The organism is Streptomyces sp. NBC_01716 (assembly GCF_036248275.1).
GTDB lineage: Bacteria > Actinomycetota > Actinomycetes > Streptomycetales > Streptomycetaceae > Streptomyces.
Window position 1 is genome coordinate 8,543,737 of record NZ_CP109181.1, and the last position, 26,382, is coordinate 8,570,118.

Here is a 26,382-nt window from a genome sequence, read left to right on the forward strand (position 1 = left end):
CCGTGATCACCGATGTGCACACGCACTTCTGGACCCCCGACCACCAGGGCTCGCCGTGGTCCGACGGACTGGAGCGGGTGAACCGCGAGCTCTCCGAGGAGGAGATCGACCGGGTCACGCTGGAGTCCTACATCCAGCGGGTGGCACCGGCCGAGCGGACGATCGTCTTCGGTCTCCAGGCCTTCGCGTCGGGGATCGTCGTACCGAATGATGCAGTCGCTGACTTCGTCCGCAAGGCGGGCGGCCACACCGTCGGCTTCATGTCGGTCGACCCCACCCGCCACGACGCCTGCGACGAGATCGAGCGTTGCCACGCCGAGCTCGGCCTCCAGGGCATCAAGCTCGGGCCGATCTACCAGGGCACCTCACCCCTGCACCCGCTCACCCTGCGGGTCTTCAAGACCGCCGAGCGACTCGGCCTGCCGGTGATGATCCATCAGGGCGCGATCTTCGCCAGCGCCGGCCGGCTCGCCGACTCCGGCGCCCTGCTCCTCGACGATGTCGCGATCGCCTTCCCCGACCTGCGCATCGTGATCGCACACATGGGCCACCCGTGGATCTACGAGACCGTCACGGTGATGCGCCGCCACGCCAACGTGTACGCCGACACCTCCGCGATCCCCAGCCGCCCGACCGTGCTGGCCAACGCGCTCGTCGCCGCCAAGGAGTACGGCGTCCTGCACAGGGTCCTCTTCGGCAGTGATTCACCCATGGTGAGTGCCGAGTCCGCCGTCGACGGCCTGCACAAGGTGGTCGCACAGACTCAGCGTCACGGCTACACCGCCATCACCGACGAGGAACTGCACGAGCTCCTGCACCGGCCCGCGTTCGAACTCCTCGGCATCACCGACCCGGTGACCGAACCCGCTCCCGGCCTGGCCCCGACCAGTTCCTGATCCATCCCCACGAAGAAAGAGTGACGATGTCAGACGGCACGACCGCACCCGTCGCGGCGCCCTTCCGGAACGCCGGCACGGTGCTCTCCGGACCGCTCCCGGTGGAGATCTCGATGGAGCCGACCGTCAGCGGAGCCGAATTCGCCTACGAGGACGTGCTCCTCGACGACGACAACGGCTTCTTCGCGGTGTGGGCCTGTGATGCCGGTGTCTACCCACGCCACAAGGACCGCCGCGGTTCGTTCATGTACCTGCTCGAGGGCGGTGGTGTGATCGCCGACGAGGACGGCACCGAGTACGAACTCACCGCCGACTCGATCCTGGTCCTCCCATTCGGCTGGAAGGGCCGCTGGAAGATCACCAGGACGGTGCGCAAGGTCTACGTGCACACGACGCCGGTGCCGCCGTACCGCGAAGGCGTGCAGAAGTGCACCTTCGTCCCGACCGACGAGGTCGCCCAGGACGGCGTCGTCTTCGACGGCCCCGACGGGACCGCTCTCCTGCGCACCACCGGGGTCGGCGAGCACACCGAAGAGATGCGCGGACGGGCCCGCTTCGTCCACGTGCTCTCCGGCATCGCCGTCCTCGAGAACACCGACGGCTCGCAGGCCGAGCTGACCAGCGGCGCCACCGTCGGCCTCCCCGACGGCTGGTCCGGCACCCTGCGCGTCACCGAGCCGCTGCGCACCTTCGATGTCATCTCCACCCCCGCCCGTTGATCCAGGAGAGAACCCCATGACCGACGACCCGTACGCCGTCGTCACCCCGGCGCCCGCACTCACCGTCACCAGCACCGACCTTGTCCACGGGGCGCAGGTGCCCGTCCCGTTCCGCGACCCGGCCATCGGCGGCACCGGCGCCAGCCCGCAGCTGTCGTGGGCGCACTTCCCCGCGCAGACCAGGAGCTTCGCGATCACCTGCTACGATCCCGACGCCCCGACCGGCATCGGCTTCATGCACTGGGCGGTCTTCAACATCCCGGTGACGACCACCGAGCTGCCGACCGGTGCGGGTGCACCCGGATCCGCCGGCATGCCCGCCGGCGCGGTGACGCTGCCCAACGACGTCCGCCTCCCGCACTACGTCGGCCCCAACCCGCCGGCGGGCTCCGGACGCCACCGCTATGTCTTCATCGTGCACGCCGTCGACGTGCCGCACCTGGAGATCGAGGCCGACCTGACGCCGACCGTGCTCGGTTTCAACCTGCACTTCCACACTCTTGCCCGCGGCAGCCTCACGGGCTGGGTGGATTCCGAATGAGCACGATCGCGTCCGAGGGGAGAACCATGAGTGACCAGGCCCGTCACGCCGAAGTCGCCGGCGCCGGTTTCGCCGGGCTGACCGCCGGCATCGCCCTCGCCCGCAAGGGATGGAGCGTCCGCCTGCACGAACAGAACGACGAACTGCGCGACTTCGGCGCCGGCATCCTGTTGTGGCGCAACGCGATGCTCGCGCTCGAGGTGATCGGCGTCGCCGCGACGATCCGCGAGCGGGGTGTCCTGCCCGACTCCTACGACACCAGCCTGGGCGGTGAACTCGTGTCCGAGGAGATCCCGGGCTTCCCGTACTGGGCGATCACCCGCCCCGAGCTGCACGCCCTGCTGACCGATGCCGCCCGTGAGGCCGGTGTCGAGATCGTGGCCGGTTCGAAGGCGGTGGCCGCCGAGCCGGCCGGCGTACTGGTGCTCGAGGACGGGAGCCGGCTCGAGGCGGACCTCGTGGTCGCCACCGACGGTGCCGGCTCGGCTGTCCGTAATTCGCTGCCCGCCCTGGTGCAGGAGCGGAAGAAGTACCAGGACGGCGTCTGCCGGGTACTGATCCCGCGGCCCGACGAGTTCAAGGGCGAGGAGTGGGACCGGGTCATCGACTTCTGGACCCTCGAGCCGGATGCCATGCGGATCCTGTTCATCCCGACCGGGCCGGACACGATCTACATGGGCATGATGGCCTCGACCGCCAATGAGCGTGCCTCACGGATTCCGGTCGATGCCGAGGTGTGGTCCGAGCGTTTCCCGCATCTGGCCGGCGCGATCGAGCTCGCCGGTGTGGCCACCGGCGGACGTCACGACGCCTACCAGACCAACAAGGTGACGCCGTGGTCCGACAACCGCGTCGTCCTCGTCGGTGATGCCGCCCACGCGATGTGCCCGGCACTCGGCCAGGGCGCCAGCGTCGGCATCGTCAATGCCGTCGAGCTGGCGCACACGCTCGACCAGTACGACGACATCACCGAGGCCCTTGCCGTCTGGGAGGAACGCGAGCGCCCGATGTCGGATGCCGCGCAGGCCCGTAGTGCCTTCATGGCCGAGACCCGCACGATGGCGAAGGGCAACGGCTTCTCCGCCGAAGTGATGGAGACCGCCAACTTCGAACTCTCCGCCGCGGGACCCGACGTACTCGCTCTGTATCCGGTGCCGGAAGGGGCACGGCCGTGACCACGGACACCGTGATGATCGGCGATGTCGAGATCATCCGAATCCAGGAGTACGCCGGGCCAAGCCCCGCGGTCCCGGCGAAGGTGTTCCCGGACAGCGACCCGTCCTACTGGCACGACAACGCCGACCGGCTCTCGCCGGACTTCTTCGACGCGGGCACGGGCACCTTGCGTTCGGTGCTGCACTCCTGGCTGATCCGCAGCCAGGGGCGCCTGATCCTCCTCGACACGGGTGCCGGCAACGACAAGGAACGGCCGTACGCCTCCGTATACGGTCACCACCACACCGGGTACCTGGAGAACCTTGCCGCCGTCGGGGTCGCGCCGGACGACATCGATGTGGTCGTCAACACGCACCTCCACGTCGACCACGTCGGCTGGAACACCCGCCTCGACGGCCGTTCCTGGATCCCGACGTTCCCCCACGCGGAATACCTGATGACCTCGGAGGACTTCGAGTTCTGGAACCCCCTGCTGCACCCGAGGGAACCCGGCGACGGCAACCAGAACGTCTACGAGGACAGCGTCGCCCCGGTCCACGAGGCGGGCCTCGTCCGCCTCTGGAGCGGCCGCCACCGGCTGGACGACGACCTGGTGCTCGAGGCCACGCCGGGCCACACGCCGGGCTCCGCGATCCTGCGGATCGAGTCGGGAGGGCAGGGCGCGCTGTTCGTCGGCGACATCCTGCACTCACCGGTGCAGATCGCCGCACCGGACGTGAACAGCTGCTTCTGCGAGGACCCGGCCCAGGCGCGCGCCCAGCGGCGCCGGCTCCTGGCCGAGGCGAGCGAGCGCAACCTGCTCGTCTTCCCCGGTCACTTCGGCGGACACTCCGCCTGTCGCGTCGCCGCTGACGCCAACGCGTTCGTCATCACCGACTGGGCCGACCTGGCCCGGATCTGAACCCCGTACTCACCCCCGGGAAGGAACCCATGAACCAGGACCTGTACGACCAGGGCATCACGATGCGCCGGAAGGTGCTCGGCGACGCGCACGTGGACGCTTCGCTGGCCGCGGCCACCGGCTTCTCCCGCGACCTGCAGGAGTACGTCACCCAGTACTGCTGGGGAGACATCTGGAACCGCCCCGGCCTGACGCTGCAGGAGCGCAGCCTCGTCAACCTTGCGATGATCACCGCCCTCAACCGCGGCCACGAGTTCAAGGCGCACGTCCGTGGCGCGATCAACAACGGCGTCACCGTCGAGCAGATCAAGGAGGTCCTCATGCAGACCGCCTTCTACTGCGGCGGTCCCGCTGCTCTCGAGGCCTTCCGTCTCGCCGCCGAGGTCATCGCCCAGATGGACACCGAGTCGAAATGAGCGAATTGCGAACCCTGGGCTTCATCGGCCTGGGGAAGATGGGTACACCGATGGCCTCCCTGCTCCACCGGGCCGGCTTCGCCCTCGTCGTCGGCGATCTCGACGAACAGGCGGTCGCCGGCTTCGTCGAGGAGCACCCCGGTACCACCGCCGCGACGGGTCCCTCATCGTACGGCGAGGCCGACGCGCTGGTGCTGATGGTCCCCAACAGCGCGGTCGTCGAGGCCGTGCTCGAAACCGACGGTGTCGCCGCCGCACTGCGACCCGCAACGCTCGTCGTGGACATGAGTTCCTCGGTACCCACGCGTACCCGGGCGCTGGCCGCCCGGCTGACCGGGGCAGGCCTGCGCTTCGTGGACGCGCCCGTTTCCGGTGGGGTTCGCGGTGCCGTCGCCGGGAAGCTGGCCGTGATGGCCGGAGGGGAGCGGTCCGATCTCGACCAGCTGGTGCCGGTCTTCGAGCCGCTCGCGTCCACGGTGATCGTGGTCGGACCGGTCGGTTCGGGCCACGCCGCAAAGGCGCTGAACAATCTCGTTTCGGCCGCGACCATTTCGGTCACGGTCGAGGCACTCCAGCTGGGGGAGCGGTTCGGGATCACCCCGGAGACCATGACCGAGGTGCTGAACAGTTCCTCGGGCCGCTCCAACACCAGTGAGAACAAGGTCATCCAGTTCATGACGAGCGGCACCTTCGGGTCCGGCTTCGCCCTCCATCTGATGGCCAAGGACGTCGGCATCGCCGTCGACCTGGCCGACGACCTCCACCAGGAGGCCGAGGTCGCCCACGAGGTGGCCCGACAGTGGAGCCGGATCGCCGCCGCGGTCTCCGCTGCGACCGACCACACCCAGATGTACGAGCTGATCGGAGCACGGCGTTGAGCGAGAACGATGCGGTGCTGACGCACTGGATCAACGGGAAGACGGTGGCCGCGGCCACCTCGCGACCCGGCGAGAACCCCGCCACCGGTGGCGCCGGAGCCGAGACCGGCCTGGGCAGCGCGGCCGATGCCGACCTGGCCGTCCGCGCGGCTGCCACGGCGGCCCCCGGCTGGCGCCGGTTCCCCTCGATGGACCGCGGCCGGCTGCTCTCGGCCGTCGCGGACCGGCTGCGCGCCGATGTCGACCGGCTCGCCGAACTCGAGTCCGCCGACACCGGCAAGCCGCTGGTGCTCTCGGCGGCCGAGATCCGAGGCAGCGCCGACTACTTCGAGTTCTACGCCGGTCTGGTCAACCTGCCGGCCGGTGACGTCCTCGACATCCAGCCCGATCTGCACGTCTACACCCGTCGTGAGCCCTTCGGAGTGATCGGGGTGATCACTCCGTGGAACCTGCCGATCAATCAGGCGGCACGGGCGTGTGCACCGGCGCTGGCCGCCGGCAACACCATCGTCGCCAAGCCGGCCGAATCCACGTCGCGTACGACGCTCGAGCTGGCCCGGATCGCCACCGAGGCGGGCCTGCCCGACGGGGTGTTCAACGTCGTACTCGGCCGCGGCAGCGAGGTCGGCACCGCGATCGTCGAACACCCCCTGGTCCGCAAGGTGGCCTTCACCGGCTCCGTGCGGGTCGGCCAGGAAATCGGGCGGATCGCCGCCGACCGGGTGCTGCCGCTCACTCTCGAACTCGGCGGCAAGTCGGCCAACATCGTCTTCGCCGATGCCGACCTGGAGTTCGCGGCGAGCGAGGCCGTGCGTGCCTTCGTCACCAACGCCGGACAGGTGTGCTCCTCCGGCACCCGCCTGCTGGTCGAGCGTTCCGTGCACGACACGTTCGTCGAGGCAGTCGCCCGCATCGCTGCCGCCGTACGGCCCGGGGAGAACCTCGGTCCGATGATCACCCGCGACCAGTACGAGACGGTGCAGCGCTATTTCAAGGTCGCCGCCGAGGAGGGCGCGACCCCCGTGACCGGTGGCCATGTCGCCACGGTGCCGGGCCGGGAGGGCGGTTTCTACGTCGAACCGACCGTCTACACCGGCGTCACCAACGACATGACGGTAGCTCGCGAGGAGGTCTTCGGGCCCGTGCTCGCGGTGATCCCGTTCGACACCGAGGACGAGGCGGTCGCGATCGCGAACGACTCCGACTTCGGTCTCGTCGGTGGCGTCTTCACCGCGGACATCTCCCGTGCCTTCCGGGTCGCGGAGTCGATCGAGGCCGGCCAGGTCTACGTCAACTCCTGGTCGACCCAGTCGGTGCAGATGCCCTTCGGCGGCCACAAGCTCAGCGGCTACGGCCGGGAGAAGGGCATCGAGGCGCTGCTGCACTACTCCCACGTGAAGAGCATCAGCGTCCGGCTCGCCCCAGCCTGACCACCTCGCCCTTCTTTGCTTCCTCCCATCAACCAGGAACGGTCATGGCTGCCATTTCCCCCTTCGCCCCCCAGCTCGAGGCGGACATCGACGCCGCCACCCGGATGTTCATCGGTGGCGAATGGGTCACCGCGCAAGGCGGTGAGACCTTCGACGTCCACGACCCGGCCGACGGCCGGGTGATCGCCCACGTGCCTGCCGCGCAGCCGGCCGACGTCGACGCCGCGGTGGCCGCGGCACGTGCCGCATTCGCCCCCGCGGGACCGTGGCGCACGATGACGCCGCAAATACGCGGCCGGCTGCTCTGGAAGCTGGCCGATCTCGTCGAGCGCGATGCCGAGCGACTCTCGGCGATCGACTCGGTCGACAGCGGCAAGCCCATGGACGAGATGCGCTACTTCGACATCCCCTTCTCGGCCGACGTACTCCGGTACTACGCCGGCTGGGCCACCAAGATCACCGGCGACACCATCCCGATCTCCTACCCGGCCGGCCACGGCGGCACCTTCCACGCCTACACGCTGAAGGAGCCTGTCGGCGTCGTCGCGGCGATCGTGCCGTGGAACCTGCCTCTCCTGATGGCGATCAAGAAGCTGGCACCTGCCCTGGCCACCGGCTGCACGATCGTCGTCAAGCCGGCCGAGCAGACCCCGCTGTCCATCGCGGCGCTGACCCGGCTGACCATAGAGGCGAGCTTCCCGCCGGGTGCTGACTGTCACTTGGTTGTCCTGAGCGATTCTCACTCCAGTGTCTTTTCCTCTGGGCCGCAGAGCCGTTGGAGCATAGGAGAGTTGTGGACCCTGGGTCGGGCACCCGATGAGATTTACTGATGCTGCCTAGTGAGAAAGACCTGTTCGCTGTGGTGAGAGTTGCAATACGAGGAGGGCTCTGACCTGCTGGTTTTGTTGGTGTGCTGTGTGAAGGACAGCCACTGTCCGGAGGGCGGCCGTGTCATGGGTGGGCGTCGGCTCTCGGCAGGTTGCCGCAGGCGGCCTTCTTCGCGGGTTCCGGGACTGGGACACGACTACGGCTATTGCCCACCGAATCACCCCCGCTCGCGCGGGATCTTGCCTCTTCAGGCCGCGTAAGCGCTCGTGGAGGAGTCACTCCTGCTTGCGCGGGTCGTAGACCGGGCTGATCTTCGTGAACCCGATGCTCGGGGAGTCACCCCCGCTCGCGCGGGGCGTAGGCTTGCTGACCTGTAGTTTAGCAAGCGGGCAGGGTGTTCTTCGGTCACTTTGGCGCAAGGGTTTCCCGTCGGACTTCGGTTGCGTGCCGCCGTGTGCGAAGCGGGGCGGTGGGGTGGGGACGTCCGCCGGTCGGGATTGCTGTGATGGATTGGTGGGACGCGACGGTCGGGTGTGGGGCAGCCGTGGAGCTCCGGGTCCCGACCTCGGCGTTCGCCGTCATCGAGATCACCAGCTTGTGGAAGACCGTTCGGCGACGGAGGCGGGCGCGAAGGCGCCACCAGGAGCGGCTTCGCGGGCAGCCGGTCGGCCGGACAGACCCTCAACCGGCCGAGTGCGGCGCCCGGCATGCCCTATGTGGGCAAAGAGTTCATTGGTGCCCGGAAAGGGGGTGCATCGCTAGCGCCGGGGGCCTGTTTGTGCTCGATGTTGAGCGGTCAGCACGGCTGTTCTCTGTCTGACCGGCGGGTAGACGCCGGGACGGCTGCCGGTGCCGCACGTGGCGGCCCCCTACGGGGATCGGTCTGCTCCTCAACTCTGCATCAGTAGTGATGACTTCACCGTCCACATGCCTTTCGGCTGTGTCGGATACAACCATCTCGCACCGGTAGATACGGCGTCCGTGCCCATCCGCAACTGTAGGCGGGTCGCCCTCGGTTGTTTGGTCTCGTGCGCCTGCGGCTTGGTCGGCGACCAGCGGCACCAGGTCGCGCCTGCGGTGTCCGCTGACCGGGGCTGCGGGCCGTGAGGCTCGGGAAACCTCGTGGGGCATCGAGGTCGCGTCGCTTACGCTGGGCGATGTGTCTGTGCCGAAACTTCACCACTATGTGCCTCAGAGCTACTTGGCACGGTTCGGGCGGGGCGACATGGTCAGGGTGAGACGCCGGTATCCACCAAAGACGCACCTCGCCAACGTCAAGAACGTTGCAGCCGAGACCGGGTTCTATACGATCACTGACGATAACGGCATGCCCTCCACGGCCATCGAGCACGAGCTCAGCGGCCTGGAAGGGCAGGGGCTTGCCGCCCTGCGCCGAATAGACGAGACGGGAATGCCTCCAGCCGCCGGCACCGACGACCGTGAACTGCTCTGCCTCTACCTGGCTGTTCAGATGGCCAGGACCCCGCGGAAGCGCACAGGCCCGCTCTTCGGCCGCAACGTCACCGCCTACGCGCACGGCCGGGTGGTCGACCTGGCGCTGATGACCGAGTACCTCACACGCAGACATCTCGGTCACCTGCCACGGGAAGCCGAAGCCCAAGGTGCCTGTGACTACTACCACGGCACCCGAGCGATGAACGGCGGCAACGACCCCACCCACGACGAAGCGGTCGCCGTGACGCTCAGCTCTGTCCGTGTGTGCATCCCGCACTACCGTGCCCGGCACTGGCGACTCGAGACCAGCCGCAAGCCGATCTTCCTCACCTCTGACGCACCCCTCGTACTTTGGCGCCCGGAAACACCGAGTGACGCTTACCAGGGCTTCGGCCTGGAGGGCGCCCACGAGATCAGGTTCCCCGTCAGCCCCACCGCCCAGCTCGTGCTTACCCCCGGACACGGCACATCCGCCGATGAGGTCAAGCTCAGCCGAGTACGCAGCTGCAACCAGGACCTCACGGACAGCTGCGAGCAGGTCGTCATCGGGCACCCGGACCGGCACGCAGCACTCGACAAGGTTCAGCTGAGCAAACGGGGGCCCACACTGCGCTTCAACACCGCTCCCGGCATCCGGAAGAACCCGGACGGCACGGAGGAGCCCATGGGCGACATCTTGCACATGTACACCACTCGCCGCTGAAACCACACGGCAGTGGGTTGAGCAGGAGTCCTGCCCGGCCCACCCCTGCGTAGCCGTGTGACGGCAACTCCTGCATCCAGTCACCCCCGCTCGCGCGGGTCTGATTGCCGGACGTCAGGGGATCCACACCGCTCTGTGGAGTCACCCCCGCTGGCGCGGGTCTGATCCGCCGGGGCGCCGCGTGACCTACCGGCTCCACGAGTCACCCCCGCTCGCGCGGGTCGTTAGGACTACGGCATCGCCTCGAAGAAGAACAGGACCGAGTCACCCCCGCTGGCGCGGGTCTGAGGGTTCCTGAGCTGCATTTTAGCAAGCGCGCGAGGGAGGGCTCGGTGCTTCTCCGGATCAATACGATGGCGCGGGGGTTCGGCAGGCCGGGCAGGCGAGGGGCTGTTGGTGCCGTAGCGGTGTATCGGGGTGGCGCACACCGTGCACGGGCCGATTTCCCAGGGCGGGCAATTCAACTCGCGGGAGACGGCGACGCGTTCACGGGTGGACAGCTGTAGCTGCACGGGTCGGCTGGGGATGCGATAGGGCTCGTTGGGGGCGTGTTCGAAGGTGTGCAAGCCGGTGGCGGAGGACATGTCCCTCCGTGGCCGGGGATCACTGCGGTGGTGGCTTTCCTCTCCGTAGCGGCATGAACTGTCGAGCTCTTCCTCGGTGAAGGTGACCGGCTCGTCGTCTGCCGCTTCGCTGTCCGGCGGCGCGCTGTTCCCGTCGTCGAGGTTGTGCCAGCGCGTCACATCGCTTTCGAGGGCCCAGAGGTAGGAGACGCGGCGGGGGTCGTGCATGTTGCGCACGCGCAAGGGGACGTGCTCGCCGTCCGCGCTGGTGACGACGAGTTCGTCGAGCAGGGTGGCACGTTCTTGCGGGAGGCACAGGGCCGGCAGGAACCATCCGCTGTGATACTTGCCGCATGCCTGCCCGGTGGTGGGGCATGGCCGCTCGCTGCTGGTGTCGCATTTCCAGACCTGCAGATGGCGCACACCGCCGCGGATGACCATGGCCAGAGGCGAGGCGATGCGCTGCCAGGGAACGTCGTCGACCCTCGCCCACGGAGCCCGGTCGATGAGCGCCGACGACGCGTCCCCGGTCACCCACAACGGGGCGATGTTGTTGTCACGGGCCTTCGTGGAGCGTCTGCGGACGCTGCCCGAGCTGATGGGGGAGTACTGGGCTTCCCAGCCGACTCGGGCGCCTGCCCCGGACACCAGGACGTCGGAGATCATCCGGCCGTCCGGGGAGCGAGCCTCCACCTGGACGTCCAAGCCGTGCCGGGCAGCAGAGCGGGCGATCCGTTCCTTCATCGCCTTGTGCTTCTCGCTCTCCTGCGCGGTGGCGATGTGCGTCAGCGGCAGATGCGCCGCCACCCATATCACCTGACTGCCACTGCGCTGACGGCGCACGAACATCCAAGGCGTCTTGTCAGCCAGCGCGCACTGGCACTGGCCGTTGTCGTAGTCGGTCAGGCACTGCAGCAGGTCGCGTGGCCGCTGCCCCACGGGCTGGGTTATCTCTTCCAGAAGCCCTGGCCGGTCAGGGTGGCCCAGGTCCTCATGGGTCAGGTTGATTCTGATGCCGTAGCTGGTGTGGAAGTGAGCTGTACTGAGTTTCGCAGAGTCCGGTGATCTTGGTTCAGGCGGACTGCGGGACTTGTTCCAGGTTCTGCGAGAAGTCCCGTTCGTACTCGGCGGGCGGTACGTAATCGAGAGCGGAGTGGAGACGCTCTTCGTTGTACCACGTGACCCATTGGAAGATCGCTCGCTCGACCTGGTCGACGTCCCGCCAGGGGCCCTGCATTTCGATCAACTCAGCTTTGAAGGTGCCGTTCAGTGCCTCGGCCATGGCGTTGTCGTACGAGTCCGCGACGGAGCCGACCGACGCGGAGGCGCCGATGTCCGACAGCCGGTCCGTGTAGCGAATTGATACGTATTGCGACCCCCTGCCGGAGTGGTGGACCAGGCCGGAGTCCTTCTTGATCCGCCGACGCCAGAGCGCCATCTCCAATGCGTCCAGGGGGAGTTCGGTCCGCATATGGTTCGCAATCCGCCAGCCGACGATCATGCGGGAGAACACGTCCAGGACGAAGGCGACGTAAGCCCAGCCGGACCAGGTTCTGACATAGGTCATGTCGGCGACCCAGAGCCGGTCGGGGCCGTCGGCGGTGAAGTCCCGGTCGACCAGGTCCGGCGGCCTCGGCGCCGACGGCTCGCTGACGGTGGTTCGCCGGCGCCGGCCGCGGATGACGCCCTCGATGCCGAGCTCGGCCATCAGGCGCTCGACCGTGCAGCGGGCCACCTTGATGCCATTGCGCCGCAGCGCGCGGGTGATCCTGCGGGCTCCGTAAGTCCCGCCGGACTCGGCGTGGGTCTGCTCGATCATGGGCATGAGCTGTTCGTCCCGCAGTCGGCGGGCGGACTTCGGGCGCTTCTTGCGGGCGAAGTACGTCGACGGCGACAGGTCCAGCTCCCGGCAGACGGGATCGACCCCGAGGCCCTTCTCGCGCAGGTGGTCGATCACCTGCTCGGCCTCGTCCGGGGACGGTCGATCTCCTGGGCAAAAAACACCGAAGCGGCCTTCAGAATCTCATTGGCCCGCCTCAACTCGGCGTTCTCCTTGCGGAGTTGCCTGAGTTCGTCGAGTTCGGCCGTACTCAGCCGGTCGTCGCGTTCACCGGCATCCGCCTCGGCCTGGCGGACCCAGCCGCGCAAGGCTTCCTTGTGGATGCCGAGGTCCTTCGCAACGTGCGCGACGGGGCGGCCTGTGGTGCGGACCTCGCGGACCGCCCGCTCACGCAGTTCATCGGGGTATTTCCGTGGTGCTGGCACTGATGTGGTTCTCCTTCGCCAGGATCGTAACCCTGACATCAGGGACTCCACGAATCTCAGTGCAGCTCAAACCTCCGAGGCAACACCGACGGCCTCAAAGAGCTCATCGAACTGTTCACCTGGCACTTCATCATGAGCCTGCCACAGGGCAAGAAGACCTCCACCGCCCCGCACACCGTTCCCGACCTCGTCCACTACGCAGTACGCGACAGCCGCCCCATCTCCTACGGCGCCGCATTCGAACAGCCAGTCAAAGCAGCCCCCTCCGGTGGCTACACCACCCCCGCCCGCCAGGTACTTGCCGACTACGCCAGCACCATCAACCGCCTCGTCGGCACCCGCCGGCGTATCGCCCACGGCCACGCCGCCAGCACCCGCTGGCACCGCAACTGGGCACCCGCCACGACTCCTTCGACGACCTCGCCGAAGCCTGCGCCACCGCCGCCCTCACCCCACAGGACCCCCAGTGACCACCACCGGCCTGATCCTGCGCCTGTCCGGGCTCCTGCAGTCCTGGGGAGAACGCGGGGTGTTCCACCACCGCGACACGGCCCCCTTCCCCACCCGCTCCGCCCTGATCGGCATGTTCGCCGCCGCCCAGGGCCGCACCCGCGAAGAAGCCCTCGCCCCCTATCCGAAGTTCCCGGACACACCGGACCACCGCGACCTGACCTTCACCCTCAGGATCGACCGCCCCGGCACCCTCTACCGCGACTACCACACCGTGGGAGGCGGCCGCCCGCCCGAGGAGAGCCTGCACACCGCGAAGGGCGGACACCGCCCACCGGCTGGCTCCACCCTCATCTCTCACCGCGACTACCTCGCCGGCGCCGTCTTCACCGCCGCGGTCCAGGGCCCCGACGCCCTCATCACCCACATCGCCGACACCCTCAACCAGCCGCGCTACGCCCCCTTCCTCGGCCGCCGCACCTGCGTTCCCGACGAGCCGCTCGTCCTCGCCCGCACCGACGACCCGCTCACCGAACTCCGCGAGCGCGTTCCCCTCAGCCTCAGCACACCACCCCGCCCCGGCGCTGACAGCGTCCCCGTCACCTTCGTCTTCGAACACCCGCCTCCCGGCGACAGCACCGCCTACCCCGACCGGGAATCGGCCGGCGAACCGGTCGACTTCACCACCGCAGGCCGACGCCACCTACCTCGCCCCCTGTGGTTCACCACCGAAGAACTTCCCGCCCGCCTCTACGCCGGGCCGCGCCCCATCGACGCCCTGGCCGCCTACATGCACGGAACACACCTGTGACCACACTGACGCGTATCGTCCTCAACCCCCGCCACCGCGCGGTCCGCAACGACCTCGCGGACTCCCGCCAGCTGCACAAAACGCTCATGCGCCTGGTCCCCGACAACCTCGGGCCGTCCCCCGCGCCGCCGCCGGGCTCCTCTACCGCCTCGAACCCGCAGCCGAGCCCGTCGTGTTCGTCCAAACCGCCCACCAACCCGACCTGACCTCCCTGCCCCGGCACTACGCCAGCGCCCAAAGCCGTGATCTCACCGCCATGTTCACAGGTCTGCAACCCGGCCTCCCCGTGCACTACCGCATCAACGCGGCACCCCTCGCCAGCCGCTCGGCCACCGCCGTGCGCGACCCCGTCACCGGCGGCCGCCGTGGCAAGCGCACCCCCCTGGCCGGCGACGACGCACTGGCCTGGTGGCACCGCCGTGCCACCGCGGCAGGACTCGAGATCATCACCGGCCACGGCACCCCACGGCCCTTCCCCCGCCGCGATCGCAGCACAGGACCGCACTACCGGCTGACCCAGTTCAACGGCACCGCCCGCATCACCGACCCTCACCTCCTCGCGCACGCACTGACCAACGGCATCGGCAAAGGCAAACCGTACGGCGCAGGCATGCTCTCCCTCGTCCCAGCCTGACCTGCCGAAACCCCCAAGGACCCCCGCATGTCGCAGCCCTTCGGCCCCGACCTCACCGCCCTGCGCGCCCGAGCCGTGCGACGCCTCCTGGCCCTTGAGCAGCAGCAGAAACTCACCCCCACCCGCATCACCGGCGTCGCCGACGCCTTCGGCGTCGACCCCCGCACCGTCGACCGCTGGCTCGCCAACGCCCGCCTCAACAACGGCACCTACACCCCAGCAGGCCGCACCCGCTTCGACCTCACCCCCTACATGATCGACGCCGTGGCCCGCTCGCGCGGCAACGCCAACGCCGCCTGGAGAGAACTCATCGCCGAAGACCAGTTCGACCAGGACCCACCACCCTCCCTGGCCACCTTCCACCGCGCAGCAGCACGGGCCCTGTCACCCGGCCAGCGCGCCGGCCTGCGCCAGGGAGAAAACGCCCGCCGCCGCTACGACATCTCCGGCGAACGCGAACGCCACTACCGCAACTACGCCTGGGAAACAGACCACGTCGAAGCAAGCGTCAAAGTGAACATCGACGGCCACATCCGCAAACCCTGGATCACCTGGTTCACCGACTGCTCCACCAGCGCCATCTGCGGCCTGGCCATCACCCCCCAACGCCCCAGCCGCGAAGCGGTCCTCCTCGCCACCCGAGACGCCGTACTCATCGACGACGACCACGGCCCCTTCGGCGGCGTCCCCGAACGAGTCCGCGTCGACGGCGGCAAGGAATTCCTCTGCAACGCCGTCGGAGAAGCCTTCGGACGCATCGGAACCGAACGCATCGCCCTGCCCCCGTTCACCCCCGAAGGCAAACCCACCGTCGAAGCAGTCAACGGAGCCGTCAAGAAGACCCTGTTCGCCGACATGCCCGGCTACACCCACGCCCCCACGCTCCGCGGCGGCAAACCCGTCGACCCCGACCAACCCCTGCTCCGCTTCGAGGAATTCGTCGCCAGGGTCCGCGAATGGGTCCACTGGTGGAACCACGAACACCCCATCAGAAGCCTCAACGGACAGACCCCCGCCCAAGCCTGGAACGCGGACACCACCCCGATCGAAACCATTCCCCCCGACGACCTCCACACCTACACCCTCGAACGCCACGGCGCCCCCCTGACCATCAACAACAGCGGGGTGCGCTGGCGCAAGAAGAACTACATCGCCGACTGGATGCACGGCCTCGCCGGAGAAAAGGTCACCCTGCGCTACCTGCCCGAACACGACCGCCGTATCGAGCTCTACGATCCCCGCACCCACCGCCACCTCGGCCCCGCCTTCATGGCCAACCAGGCAACCCCCGAACAGACCCGCGCCCTCACCCGCGCCCGGCGCCGCGAAGCAGACCGGCTGCGCGCACAACTGAAGAAAGCGGAGAAGAACCGGCGCGTGCGCTACGCCGCCGCCACCGAGCCCGCCCCGCCCCAGCCCCTCGACGCCCTGCCCGAAGAACAGGCCCTCGAACACCTGCGGGACCTCGACGGCTTCGACCTCACCACCCAAGCCCTGCCCGGCCACATCCCCCTGCCCGCCCCCGCAGACGAATGGACCCGCCCCCACACCAACCCGCCCACCCCCACACCCGACACGGACACGGACACGGACACGGACCAGGCATGACCCAACCGCCCACCGCTCCGCAACCACCAGCCAACTCCCACCACCCCACAAAGACCACTACCTCAGCCGCCTCGACCCCACCACCCGCCACGTGCCCCGGCACGGATGAGCCTCAAAACGACGGGGCCTCGGGCCGGCCACGCAGGTGGTGCTCGACGCGGTGCTGTTGCCGCGCCGCGCGTACACCGTCCGCATCATCGGCCGCGCGCTTCTTGATGCGGTCCGTGGACGCCGGTCACTGCACCGTCGCGGGCTGCCGCAGTCGCCGCTCCAGGCAGCTAAGGGGTGCTTTAGAGGTCGCTGATGTGTTTGTTTGGCCGTGCGGGGTAGTCGCGGGCGGCCATCCAGACGGTGAGGTCGCGGGCGATGTGATCGATGCTGGTCGCCGTAATGACCTGGTGCTCGTTGCGGGCGGTGTCGCGGCGGACGATTTCGTAGCCGCCTTCGTCAGGGACGGCTACTGAGACGAACCAGAGGGGATCGTCCTCGTCGGGCTGGACGACGACGAAGGTGTTGTCGGAGTCGTTCAGGTCGCTGACCATCATGAACAGCGCGTCCTCGGAGGGATCGTCCACGCGGTCGCCGTTCTCGCTGTCGGCGCCGTAGTACTGAGCCCCCATCCTTGTTCCTCTCTCACCCTGCCGATCCTGGTCGCGGTCAGCATGGCATGAGGAACCGTCAGTTCAGGCCGGTCGGAGCCATTCACTGATTGCGGCGATCAGGACGGTGGCTTCGAAGCGGACGGAGAGTTTGTCGAAGCGGGGTGGCGACCGCGCGGTTGCGGTCGGGGAGCCGGGTCACGTCGCCGTGACCCGGCCCCCTCAGAACCGGACGTGCCTGTGGAGGGCTACCGGATCGCTGCCGATGAGACGTTCATCGATGAGCGCACCATCGCCCGGCTCTACGGCATCGACGCGGCCATGGCCGAGATGTTCCGCATCCCGTCCCTGAACGTTGTCAAGATCTCCTTCCCGCGCCCCGTCAGCCAAGGCTCGATCCACGACCGGGACATCCACGCCGGTCAGCACCATGTGCCGCTGGCGAGCCTGTGCCTTCCGCGGTAACGGCCTTTGCGCGGGAGCAGGTGGGAGGTAGAAGCGGCCGTGATCACTTACGGGCAGATCTTCCTGCTCTCCCTGGCCGCCCGGGGATTCGACGGCGTCCCGATGACTGGTCCGGGGATCGGGCGGCGTCCCACTGTTCGCATTGCGGCTCGCCCACGCCGCGGGAGCGCGCGTGATCGCTCCGAGATCGCGGAACTCACCGAACTGCGTCACCCTCGCCATGAACTGCGTGCACCTGTTCGGCCAGGCCGCCGCCGCACTCCCGGCTGCGATACGTCAGCGCCCCTGCTCCCTGGCCCGCGTGCTCTCCCGCACGACCAGTTCGTACCCCGCTGTGAGTCGCGTGTGAGGGGCCTCCGCGTCGGCGGTGATCCTGTGCAGCACGGCGTTCACGGCCAGTTCGGCGATCTCCCTCTTGTCCGGCGAGACGGTGGTCAGTGAGGGGACGCTGTAGCGGGTCTCCTGGATGTCGTCGAAGCCCACGACCGCCAGGTCCTCTGGCACTCGCAGGCCGTGTTCGTAGGCCGCGCGCACGGCGCCCGAGGCGAGCAGGTCGCTGAAGCAGAAGACGGCGTCCGGAGGGTCGTCCAGAGCGAGCAGGACCCTCATGGCGGCGGCCCCGTCGGCGCGGGTGAACGCCGCGGTGTCCGGGACCAGTCGGGGGTCGTGCGGGACGCCTGCCTCGTGCAGCGCGGTCAGGAAGCCGTGCATGCGCTGCACTGTCGTCGCATGGGCCCGGTCCGACGGCTGTCCGATGACTGCGATGCTGCGCCGTCCGAGCTGCAGCAGGTGCTCGGTCGCGTCCCGTGCCGCCGCGGAGTTGTCGATCAGGACGTGGTCCGCCGGAATTTTGTACGACTGCTCGCCGAGCAGCACGAGGGGTACGCGGCGCTCGCGGTTGGCGAGCATCGTCTCGTCAAGGTAGAGCGGACTGAGCAGCACGCCGTCGATGAGCGGGTCGCTGAGCCCGCAGGCGATGCGCAGTTCCTCCGCCGGGTCGCCCCCGGTGTCTTCGATGAGTACGGTGCAGCCGCGCTTCTTGGCGGCCGCGATGACCTCTGCGGCGAGCTCAGCGAAGTAGGGCGCGACCAGTTCGGGGACGGCCAGCGCGATGATGCCGCTACGGCCCGTGCGCAGGTGCCGGGCGGAGGCGTTGGGCTGGTAGCCGAGTTCAGCTATGGCACGCAGGACACGGTGCCGGGTCGGTTCCGCGACTCGGGCCTCTCCTCGTACGACGTTGGAGACCGTCTTGATCGATACGCCCGCGCGCTCGGCGACGTCCTTGAGGCGTGCGCCTGCCATGGCGGCCGCCCTCCCTCCCCGGTTTCCTTCCGGCCGCCCTCTGCGTCGATGGGTCACGCGAGTCGTCCGGTGCCCTGGCCAGCGTACGCCCAGTTCCAACGTTGCAATGACTTCGGTTCCGGAGTGAGCGATATGGACCGTATGTGCCGCTGATCTGACGAACAAGCAGTTCATGCAGAGGTGTTGACGTCGCATTTCCGCGGCGATACAACGTTGTAACTACCTCTGTCCACCGATCGAACAGGTTTGTTCGGTCGCTCATTACAACGTTGTACTCGCCCTAGTTTCCTGCCGCGGAAGGACGCGTGCCCATGCGGAACCGAACGCCGTACAGCTCCCCGCCTGATCCGTCCCGGCGCCGCCTGCTGCGCGGCACGCTCTCGTTCGGTGCTGTCGCCACCTCCGCAGGGGTTCTTGGCGGGTGTGACAGCACACTCGTGCAGGGCTTCACCGGCGGGTCGCCCAGTCCGTCACGGTTGAACTTCTGGAACCCCTTCACAGGCGGCGACGGCGAGCGGCTGCTGGCCATGCAGTCCGCCTACCGGAGCCGGCATCGGGCCACGGACCTGAAGTCGGCGACTTTCGTCTGGGGCAACCCGTACTACACCAAGCTCACCCTGGCGACGCTCGGCGACCGGCCCCCGCAGGTCGCCGTGAGCCATCTGTCGAAGGTGCCCACGCTTGCCGAAGCTGGACTGCTCACCGAGATCCAGCCGTCTGATCTGGCCCGGCACGGACTGACCGAGGACAAGTTCGACCCGCGACCGTGGAAGAAGTCCCAGCTGGACGGGAAGCTGTACGCCATCCCGCTCGACACGCACCCGTTCGTGCTCTACTTCCGCACCGACATCGCCGAGAAGGCCGGACTGCTCGACAACAAGGGCCGGTTGACGGACGTGGACGGGCCCGACGCCTTCATCGACGCCCTGCGCGCCGCGAAGGAAGTGACCGGGGCATGGGGCGGCTCAGTCGCCTCGGTCAAGGACGCCTCGACGCAGTTCCGGCTCTTCTGGTCGCTCTACCGGCAGCTCAGCGGCGGCGATCTCGTTGCCGACCAGGGCAAGAGGGTCGTCATCGACACAGCCGCCGCGGCCGAGGCCCTCGCGTACATCCGTCGGCTCACCCAGGAGAAGGTCATCCCCACCAGCACGGACGGTCCGGGAGCCATCACGATGCTCACGACCGGCAAGGCCGGCTTCCTGATGGACGGTGTCTGGCAGGTCATCACCGTGCAGGGCGCCAAGGTGAAGTTCGACATGCGACCGCTGCCAAGGATCTTCCGCGACGCGCCCTACGCCTGCGCCGCCGACTCGCACGCGCTCGTCCTGCCCAAAGCCCCCTCCGCCACAGCGCAACGCCTCGACCTCTCCCTGGGGTTCGTCGCCTCTCTCCTGGGATCGAGCGAGCTGTGGGCGGAAGGCGGACACATCCCTGCCTGGCTGCCCACCCAACAGTCGAGCGCCTACAAGGCCCTCGAACCGCAGTCGCACTACGCCGCTGCCGCCGAAGGGGCCGCCTACGACCCGGCTGCCTGGTACGGCGGCGCGGGCAGCACCCTGCAGATCGTCATCGGCGACGCCGTGACCTCCGTGTTCACCGGCGCCACCAGCCCCACGGCCGGAGCCGCACGGATGCGCCGCGAACTGCGCCAGCTCGCGAGCCGGCCCGCACCCCTGTAGCCCACCTGTTTCGCAGGCCGCCGAACTGCCCCTGGTACGGCCCTCATCGGGCCCCGCACATCGTGAGACTCCGGATGTCCTGACTGAAAGGGCCCCCATGGCCACCACAACCGTACCGACCAAGGCCCCTGGCAGAGGCGACCGTTGGGCCGGTCCGGGGATGCTGTTGCCCTTCTCCCTGTTCTATCTGCTCTTTCTGGTGGGGCCGCTGATCTACACCGTCGTGGCCGGTTTCTTCGACACCAGCCTGCTCAAGGCAGGGCTCGGCGACTTCGCCGGGCTCTCCAACTACACGGCCGTGCTGGGCGACGACGAGTTCTGGCGTACGCTCCAGAACACCCTGTGGTTCACCGTACTGACGACCGTCCCCCTGGTGCTGCTCAGTTTGGCGCTGGCGATCCTCGCCGACCGCATCGTCCGCGGGCGCTGGTTCTTCCGCTTCGCCTTCTTCGCACCGTTCGTGCTGCCGTCGGCGGTCGTCGCGCTGATGTTCACCTTCATGTACGCCGATCAGGTGGGCCTCGCCCAACAGGTCACGCGGTGGATCGGTGTGGACACCCCGCCGTCCTTCCTCGGTGATCCGGACTGGGCGATGATCTCCATCGCCGCAGCCACCGTGTGGTGGACACTCGGCTTCAACTTCGTCCTGTACCTCGCTGGTCTGCAGGACATCCCACGTTCCGTGCACGAGGCCGCGGCCATCGACGGAGCCGGGCCCTGGCAGCGCATCCGCCATGTGATCGTGCCGATGCTCGGCCGCACCACGACCCTCGTCACGGTCCTCCAGGTGATCGCCTCCCTGAAGGTCTTCGACCAGATCTACATGCTGACCAACGGCGGCCCCGACGGAAGCACCCGCTCCTCACTCCAGCTCATCTACGACACAGGCTTCGTCGAGGGCCGCGTCGGCTACGCATCGACCGTCTCGCTGCTGCTCTTCGTGGTGATCCTGCTGGTCTCGCTCGTCTGGTTCGCCCTCGTACGCCGTGCCGAGAAGGAGCGCTGATCATGACCGCCGTCGCCACACCGCCCGTGAGCGAGCAGGGGACACCTCTGGCGGAGCCGTCGCAGAAGTACGACGCCGAGCGCCTGTTCAACCGAGTGGCTCTGGGAGCTCTCATCGCCTTCGCGGTGCTGTGGCTGGTGCCCCTCGCCTGGGCACTCGCCACCTCGATCCGGCCCGCGCAGGAAGTCATCACCGACCCCACCAACTGGTTCACCGCCCGCCCCACACTCGCGGCGTACCAGGACATCTTCGAGGCGGGAAAGCTGCCCTACTGGTACGCGAACAGCCTCATCACCTCGACCCTGACGACCGTGCTCACGGTCATGGCCGCGTCGCTCGCCGCCTTCGCACTCTCCCAGACCCGCTTCAGAGCGCGCCGCGCCGCCTTCATGCTGCTCCTCGCCGGGATCATGATCCCGGGACAGGTCCTCATGATCCCCCAATTCCTGGCACTCCAGGCGGCGGGCCTGCTCAACACCTACTGGGGAGTCGTACTGCCCCAAGTCCCCAATGTCGTCGCCGTTTTCGTCTTCAAGCAGTTCTTCGACGGCATTCCCCGGGAACTGGTCGACGCGGCACGCGCGGACGGCGCGTCCTGGCTGCGTACGTACCGACAGATCGTCATGCCCATCTCGCGTCCGGTGATCTCCGCGGTCACGATCTTCGTGTTCGTCGGGGTCTGGAACAACTTCCTGTGGCCCCTCCTGGTCGTCACCGACCCGGAGATGATGACTCTCCCCGTCGGGCTGACCTCCGTCCAGGACGTCTTCGGCGCGCCCTACGCCCAGTTGATGGCCTCCGCCGTGCTCGGCGCCATCCCACTCATCACGGTGTTCCTGCTGTTCCAGCGCCGCATCGTCGAAGGCATCGCCGGCACCGGCCTCAAGTAGACCCACCCGCACGCCTGTTCATAGCCCCCCGAGAAAGGCTCCAGCATGCCGCACACCGCACGGTTCACCGTCGACCCCCAGTTCGTCATCGGGGAGGTGGACCCGCGCCTGTACGGATCGTTCGTCGAGCACATGGGCCGCTGCGTCTACACAGGCATCTACGAGCCGGAGCACCCCACGGCGGACGCAGCCGGCTTCCGGACCGACGTCGCGGACCTCGTACGGGAACTGGGCACGGGCCTGGTCCGCTACCCCGGAGGCAACTTCGTCTCCGGCTACCACTGGGAGGACGGGGTCGGTCCCGCCTCCGAGCGGCCGCGCCGGCTCGACCTGGCGTGGCGCTCCATCGAGACCAACCATGTGGGCACCAACGAGTTCCTCACCTGGGCCCGGCAGCTCGGTCTCGACCCGATGATGGCGGTCAACCTCGGCACCCGCGGCATCGACGCGGCCCGCGCCCTGGTGGAGTACTGCAATCAGCCCGGCGGTACCGCCTGGTCCGATCTGCGGATCAAGCACGGCGTGACCGAGCCGCACGGGGTCAAACTGTGGTGCCTCGGCAACGAGATGGACGGCCCCTGGCAGACCGGCCACAAGACCGCCACCGAGTACGGACGGCTCGCGGCCGAGACAGGCAAAGCGATGCGGCAGGTCGACCCGTCCATCGAGCTGGTCGCCTGCGGCAGTTCCAACGCGGCCATGCCGACCTTCGGCACCTGGGAGCGCGAGGTCCTGGAGCAGACGTACGACGAGGTCGACTACCTCTCCCTGCACGCCTATTACGAGGAGTTCGACGGCGACCGCGCCAGCTTCCTCGCCTCCGGCGCGCACATGGACCAGTACATCCGCGATGTGGTCGCCACCGCCGACCACGTACGTGCCTCGCGCCGCGCCAAGAAGCACATCAGGCTCTCGTTCGACGAGTGGAATGTCTGGTACGCCGCCCGCTTCGTCGGCGAGCGGAACCTCGAAACCGCCGAGACCCCCCGCCTGATCGAGGACACCTACAGTGTGACCGACGCCGTCGTCGTCGGCTCGCTGCTCATCACGCTCCTCCGCAACGCCGACCGGGTGGCCATCGCGTGCCTCGCCCAGCTGGTCAACGTCATCGCTCCGATCCGTAGCGAGCCGGGCGGCCCGAGCTGGCGACAGACGATCTTCCACCCGTTCGCCCAGGCGGCCCGCTTCGCTACGGGACAGGTTCTGCGCACCGAGATCACCGGGTCCCTCATCGACACGCGGCGACACGGGGACGTATCGGCGCTCGACACGGCGGTGACGTACGAGGAGGAGAGCGGCGCGCTCACCGTTCTCGCCGTCAACCGCGGCCAGGAACAGTCGCTGCGCCTGCGGGCGGAGTTGCGTGGTGCGCTGTCCGGATACCGAGTACTGGAGCACCTCGTCCTCGCCGACCAGGACCCGGACGCCGTGAACACCGAGGCCGAGCCGCACCGCGTGACGCCGCGCACCGGGGGCGGAGCCCAGGTCTCAGCCGACGGCACGCTTGAGGCGGAACTGGCCCCGGTCTCCTGGAACGTCATCCGCCTGACCCCTGCCGGGTGACACCGCGGCCCTCTGACAAGTGACGTTGGCCCGACGTCACAGACCGAACGGAGTCAGCCCGTAACCCGATGGGAGTCTCTGATGTCAGCAAGACCCGTTGGTCGCGCTCGCGGCGGCCTTGGTCACCGCTCAGGCCGGACCGGCCGACGCCGCGACAGGCACCGAGCTGCGCAACGACACCGGTCTGTACCCCCGGGCCATCGCCGAGCCGGGCGAACAGCTCGGCGTGGGCGGCTTTGCTGTGACCCTTGGGGTAGGTGGCCGCCAGGGCCTTCGCCCGCTCACCGTACGGACACTTGAACAGACCATGTGGCCAGGGAAGCTGGGAGGCGGCGACGGGGCGGATGCCGGTGACGCCGCCCAGGTGCAGAGCCCGCTGGGCAGGGCTGCTGAACCTGCTGGGGTACAAAGCGGCCTCCGAACCAGACGTCTCCGGCCGTAGACGGGCATCGGCGTGAAGCTGCTCGGTGAGGTCGGGTTCGGTAACACCGGCCAGTTCCTAGAAGGGACCCTCGTGCCAGGCTTTCGTCCTCGTCGGAGCGGCGACGCTCCGGGTTAGGCTGGATCAGGACAGTCACCGCAACCTCGGGCAGCACGAGGATGCCGGACAGGCCATGGACCGAGGCGAGGGTAAGGCGACTGCGCGCCCAGGCAAGATCGTTCAGCACTGCGTCGAAGGCGTCACCGCCGAGGTGGCCGATCCATTCGACACGGTGGAGCCCTTCATCGACGCGCATGTCCCACTTCGGGTGCCGCAGGGCATGGATCTGCAGGTAGTCACCAACCCATGACCATGTGGGCCGGCTTGTCGAACACGACAGCGACCTGCCGGGCAGCCCGGGTACCACGCGGGTGGAGCCCGGAGCAAGGAAACCGATGCCGGTGATGACCTCCACCCGCTCGATCCGGGCGAACCCCTCGCCGTCCGGCACGCCGTCGACGGCCATCCGTTCCGAAGCGGCCTGGAGGTAGTCCCCCGGGCGAAACGCGGTACTCACGTGCGGAACGGTCATTCCCTACCCCCGGTGCGCCGGCTCACAGTGCGGCGGTCTGTGATCTCCTCGTGTATACCGCACCGGACCAACAGCTCCTGCCCGGCCTCGCGAGAGGACCAAGTGCTGTCAGTGCCCGTTGATAACGTGCTTCGTCCAGTCGTGGAGTTCATGAAGGGACGGGGTACGTGCGGAATGTGACATGCCATCAGGTTGGTGAGCAGCGGTTGGCCGAGGCGCTCGACGACATCGACGGGCGGGCCTACACGCGGTGGCACTCGCTGCGGTACGGCAGCATCTCGCCGACGCTGATCCGGGCCATGGCGGACGAACTGCTCGACCATGTCGCCGCGCGAACGGTGACGGAGCCGGGGCTCGACGCTGCGGCCGGCACGGTCGCCGTCACCGCCGCGGAGTGTGTGCACGGAGTGCTGAGCATCATGTGCTTCCCGGACGGGGACCAGGAACTCCGGTTCCCCCTCGTCGGGGAGCGGATCAGCACGGACCCGGACGACGACGAGTTCGGGGACGGGCCCATCACCTTCCGGGACGTCGTCAAGGAGGCGCCCACCGCGCGGACCTGGCTCGACATGTTCGGGATGTGTGTCGTCAGCGGGCATGTGTGGGACTGGGAGCGGGTCACCGGGCTGCTGCTGCGGGGCGACTACGCGCCCGCCATCCGTGACGGCGTGCCCTACAACCGGTGCACCTCCGTCTCCGGCCCCGCCGACCTCGCCGCCATGGACGCCCTGTGCCCCTATCTCACCGAGGCGGCCGGGCATCTGCCCCGCGACTGGCCTACGGTTCCGCTGCGCAAGCCGGACGCCGGGGAGCGCGCGGAGGCCGCCCGGCGGCTCGACGAAGTCGGTGACGCGTTGAGCGCGGACCAGCGGCTGCTCCGCGTACTCCTCGACGACGACCAGCACGCCTTCGAGGACGCCCTCGTCGCCCGGCTGGTCGCGTACCGGGAGAGCGTCGAGGCTGATGCCGGTGATCCCGCGCCCCGGTCCCTCCTCCCCCTCGGCACCCTCGCCCTGGCCTGCCTCGCCGTCCAGGTCCATGGGTGGGAACTCGATGTCCGGTCCGGGTATCTGCCGTCCGGTCTGCTGGGATCGCCGGACGCGCTGCGCCGGGCGGCGGAGGGGAACCGGAACAGCTTGGGCTGCTGGGCCGCCAAGTAGGCCACCCGGGGTGCGGAGGTGGGCCTGGCCCGGCATCCAGGACATCGTCGTGGAGACGGACTCGCCCCCACCGAGGCAGCGCGTACGTCTGTGCGATAGCAGTCAGCGCCCCGAGCCGACGAACGGCGTGGCGCCCCCGTCGAGTCGAGCCCGAGGGATCCGCAGGTGCCCTGCGGCATCGGTCTGCCGCTCCTCACGCGAACCTCGGCCCACTGGTTCAAGGCGGAGGCGAAGAAGCTCGGCTTCGATCAGAGCCATCTCACCGACCGCACCACCGCACACCACTGCCTGTTCCTCACGCTTCGCGGGCCGACGGAGCGGAGCGAAAGGTACCCGCCATGTCGGCCACCCAGACCAGCAGCCGGGCCCGGACGTACGCCCTCTACACCGGAGCTCCCGCCAGCTCGCGTGCGAGGTCGTCGCCGGCCTCC

The 26,382-nt window shown here is 68.4% G+C and carries 25 protein-coding genes and 1 pseudogene; 22 read left to right on the forward strand and 4 right to left on the reverse strand.

The genetic code is table 11. The annotated features are described in order from the left end of the window. Window positions 1-2 precede the first annotated feature (2 nt). The 10 genes from OIE74_RS37975 (at window position 3) to OIE74_RS38020 (ending at window position 9,943) form a co-directional block, all read left to right on the forward strand. A complete protein-coding gene (locus OIE74_RS37975; RefSeq protein ID WP_329392069.1) occupies window positions 3-896 on the forward strand; it encodes an amidohydrolase family protein in 894 nt (297 codons plus the stop codon). Window positions 897-922: 26 nt separating this feature from the next. Beyond that, a complete protein-coding gene (locus OIE74_RS37980; protein WP_329392071.1) occupies window positions 923-1,615 on the forward strand; it encodes a cupin domain-containing protein in 693 nt (230 codons plus the stop codon). 16 nt (window positions 1,616-1,631) lie between these two features. Beyond that, complete coding sequence (locus OIE74_RS37985) at window positions 1,632-2,156, forward strand: YbhB/YbcL family Raf kinase inhibitor-like protein (protein ID WP_329392072.1); 525 nt, start codon at window positions 1,632-1,634, stop codon at window positions 2,154-2,156. A 26-nt stretch (window positions 2,157-2,182) separates the two neighbouring features. After that, entirely contained in the window at window positions 2,183-3,331 is a 1,149-nt protein-coding gene (locus tag OIE74_RS37990) for an FAD-dependent oxidoreductase (RefSeq protein ID WP_329392073.1), read from the forward strand. A 14-nt stretch (window positions 3,332-3,345) separates the two neighbouring features. Beyond that, on the forward strand, window positions 3,346-4,233 hold the full coding sequence (locus OIE74_RS37995) for an MBL fold metallo-hydrolase (RefSeq protein WP_443076400.1): 888 nt from the start codon (window positions 3,346-3,348) through the stop codon (window positions 4,231-4,233). A gap of 29 nt (window positions 4,234-4,262) precedes the next feature. Beyond that, on the forward strand, window positions 4,263-4,649 hold the full coding sequence (locus OIE74_RS38000; RefSeq protein ID WP_329392077.1) for a carboxymuconolactone decarboxylase family protein: 387 nt from the start codon (window positions 4,263-4,265) through the stop codon (window positions 4,647-4,649). After that, complete coding sequence (locus OIE74_RS38005; protein WP_329392079.1) at window positions 4,646-5,527, forward strand: NAD(P)-dependent oxidoreductase; 882 nt, start codon at window positions 4,646-4,648, stop codon at window positions 5,525-5,527. The genes OIE74_RS38000 and OIE74_RS38005 overlap by 4 nt, the downstream gene beginning before the upstream one ends. Beyond that, entirely contained in the window at window positions 5,524-6,957 is a 1,434-nt protein-coding gene (locus OIE74_RS38010; protein WP_329392081.1) for an aldehyde dehydrogenase family protein, read from the forward strand. Before OIE74_RS38005 ends, OIE74_RS38010 begins: the two co-directional genes overlap by 4 nt. 44 nt (window positions 6,958-7,001) lie before the next feature. Continuing rightward, complete coding sequence (locus OIE74_RS38015; protein ID WP_329392082.1) at window positions 7,002-7,787, forward strand: aldehyde dehydrogenase family protein; 786 nt, start codon at window positions 7,002-7,004, stop codon at window positions 7,785-7,787. A gap of 1,184 nt (window positions 7,788-8,971) precedes the next feature. Continuing rightward, on the forward strand, window positions 8,972-9,943 hold the full coding sequence (locus tag OIE74_RS38020) for a DUF4238 domain-containing protein (protein WP_329392580.1): 972 nt from the start codon (window positions 8,972-8,974) through the stop codon (window positions 9,941-9,943). A gap of 230 nt (window positions 9,944-10,173) precedes the next feature. Here the strand turns inward: OIE74_RS38020 and OIE74_RS38025 are convergent, their stop codons facing one another. Both OIE74_RS38025 and OIE74_RS38030 read right to left on the reverse strand, forming a co-directional pair. After that, window positions 10,174-11,445, reverse strand: a complete 1,272-nt coding sequence (locus OIE74_RS38025; protein WP_329392083.1) for a competence protein CoiA family protein — start codon at window positions 11,443-11,445, stop codon at window positions 10,174-10,176. 133 nt (window positions 11,446-11,578) lie between these two features. Further along, window positions 11,579-12,810 (reverse strand): IS3 family transposase gene (locus tag OIE74_RS38030; protein WP_443076401.1). Its coding sequence is split into 2 segments (ribosomal slippage): window positions 11,579-12,507 and window positions 12,507-12,810, totalling 1,233 coding nucleotides; the frame shifts between segments, so codons are not numbered across the junction. Between the two features lie 72 nt (window positions 12,811-12,882). Between OIE74_RS38030 and OIE74_RS38035 the strand changes: the two are divergent. The 5 genes and pseudogenes from OIE74_RS38035 to OIE74_RS38055 form a co-directional block, all read left to right on the forward strand. Beyond that, window positions 12,883-13,056 (forward strand): annotated as a pseudogene (locus OIE74_RS38035) (type I-E CRISPR-associated protein Cas7/Cse4/CasC); the annotation flags it as partial. A 181-nt stretch (window positions 13,057-13,237) separates the two neighbouring features. Continuing rightward, window positions 13,238-14,032 (forward strand): type I-E CRISPR-associated protein Cas5/CasD, encoded by a 795-nt coding sequence (gene cas5e / locus OIE74_RS38040; protein ID WP_329392085.1) that lies wholly within the window; start codon window positions 13,238-13,240, stop codon window positions 14,030-14,032. Then, the gene (locus OIE74_RS38045) at window positions 14,029-14,238 is read left to right on the forward strand and encodes a type I-E CRISPR-associated protein Cas6/Cse3/CasE (protein WP_329392086.1); all 210 of its coding nucleotides are present in this window, start codon (window positions 14,029-14,031) and stop codon (window positions 14,236-14,238) included. The genes cas5e and OIE74_RS38045 overlap by 4 nt, the downstream gene beginning before the upstream one ends. Continuing rightward, a complete protein-coding gene (locus OIE74_RS38050; protein WP_329392087.1) occupies window positions 14,205-14,666 on the forward strand; it encodes a type I-E CRISPR-associated protein Cas6/Cse3/CasE in 462 nt (153 codons plus the stop codon). Before OIE74_RS38045 ends, OIE74_RS38050 begins: the two co-directional genes overlap by 34 nt. 27 nt (window positions 14,667-14,693) lie before the next feature. After that, window positions 14,694-16,274, forward strand: coding sequence for a Mu transposase C-terminal domain-containing protein (locus OIE74_RS38055; protein ID WP_329392088.1), 1,581 nt, complete (start codon window positions 14,694-14,696; stop codon window positions 16,272-16,274). Window positions 16,275-16,564: 290 nt separating this feature from the next. Here OIE74_RS38055 and OIE74_RS38060 read toward each other — a convergent pair whose 3' ends face one another. After that, window positions 16,565-16,894 carry a hypothetical protein gene (locus OIE74_RS38060; protein WP_329392089.1) on the reverse strand — a complete coding sequence of 110 codons (330 nt, stop codon included), beginning with the start codon at window positions 16,892-16,894 and terminating at the stop codon, window positions 16,565-16,567. 213 nt (window positions 16,895-17,107) lie between these two features. Between OIE74_RS38060 and OIE74_RS38065 the strand changes: the two genes are divergently transcribed. Then, entirely contained in the window at window positions 17,108-17,338 is a 231-nt protein-coding gene (locus OIE74_RS38065) for a DUF4387 family protein (protein WP_329392090.1), read from the forward strand. A gap of 276 nt (window positions 17,339-17,614) precedes the next feature. Here OIE74_RS38065 and OIE74_RS38070 read toward each other — a convergent pair whose 3' ends face one another. Continuing rightward, window positions 17,615-18,640, reverse strand: a complete 1,026-nt coding sequence (locus tag OIE74_RS38070; protein WP_329392091.1) for a LacI family DNA-binding transcriptional regulator — start codon at window positions 18,638-18,640, stop codon at window positions 17,615-17,617. A gap of 311 nt (window positions 18,641-18,951) precedes the next feature. Between OIE74_RS38070 and OIE74_RS38075 the strand changes: the two genes are divergently transcribed. From OIE74_RS38075 to OIE74_RS38100, 6 genes are all read left to right on the forward strand, one after another. Further along, window positions 18,952-20,319 carry an extracellular solute-binding protein gene (locus OIE74_RS38075; protein WP_329392092.1) on the forward strand — a complete coding sequence of 456 codons (1,368 nt, stop codon included), beginning with the start codon at window positions 18,952-18,954 and terminating at the stop codon, window positions 20,317-20,319. Between the two features lie 97 nt (window positions 20,320-20,416). Beyond that, entirely contained in the window at window positions 20,417-21,325 is a 909-nt protein-coding gene (locus OIE74_RS38080) for a carbohydrate ABC transporter permease (RefSeq protein ID WP_329392093.1), read from the forward strand. A gap of 2 nt (window positions 21,326-21,327) precedes the next feature. After that, on the forward strand, window positions 21,328-22,215 hold the full coding sequence (locus OIE74_RS38085) for a carbohydrate ABC transporter permease (protein ID WP_329392094.1): 888 nt from the start codon (window positions 21,328-21,330) through the stop codon (window positions 22,213-22,215). Window positions 22,216-22,260: 45 nt separating this feature from the next. Beyond that, on the forward strand, window positions 22,261-23,778 hold the full coding sequence (gene arfA / locus OIE74_RS38090; RefSeq protein WP_329392095.1) for an arabinosylfuranosidase ArfA: 1,518 nt from the start codon (window positions 22,261-22,263) through the stop codon (window positions 23,776-23,778). A 614-nt stretch (window positions 23,779-24,392) separates the two neighbouring features. Continuing rightward, a complete protein-coding gene (locus tag OIE74_RS38095) occupies window positions 24,393-24,569 on the forward strand; it encodes a hypothetical protein (RefSeq protein ID WP_329392096.1) in 177 nt (58 codons plus the stop codon). A 389-nt stretch (window positions 24,570-24,958) separates the two neighbouring features. Continuing rightward, window positions 24,959-25,951, forward strand: a complete 993-nt coding sequence (locus OIE74_RS38100) for an immunity 49 family protein (protein ID WP_329392097.1) — start codon at window positions 24,959-24,961, stop codon at window positions 25,949-25,951. The last annotated feature ends 431 nt before the right edge of the window (window positions 25,952-26,382 follow it).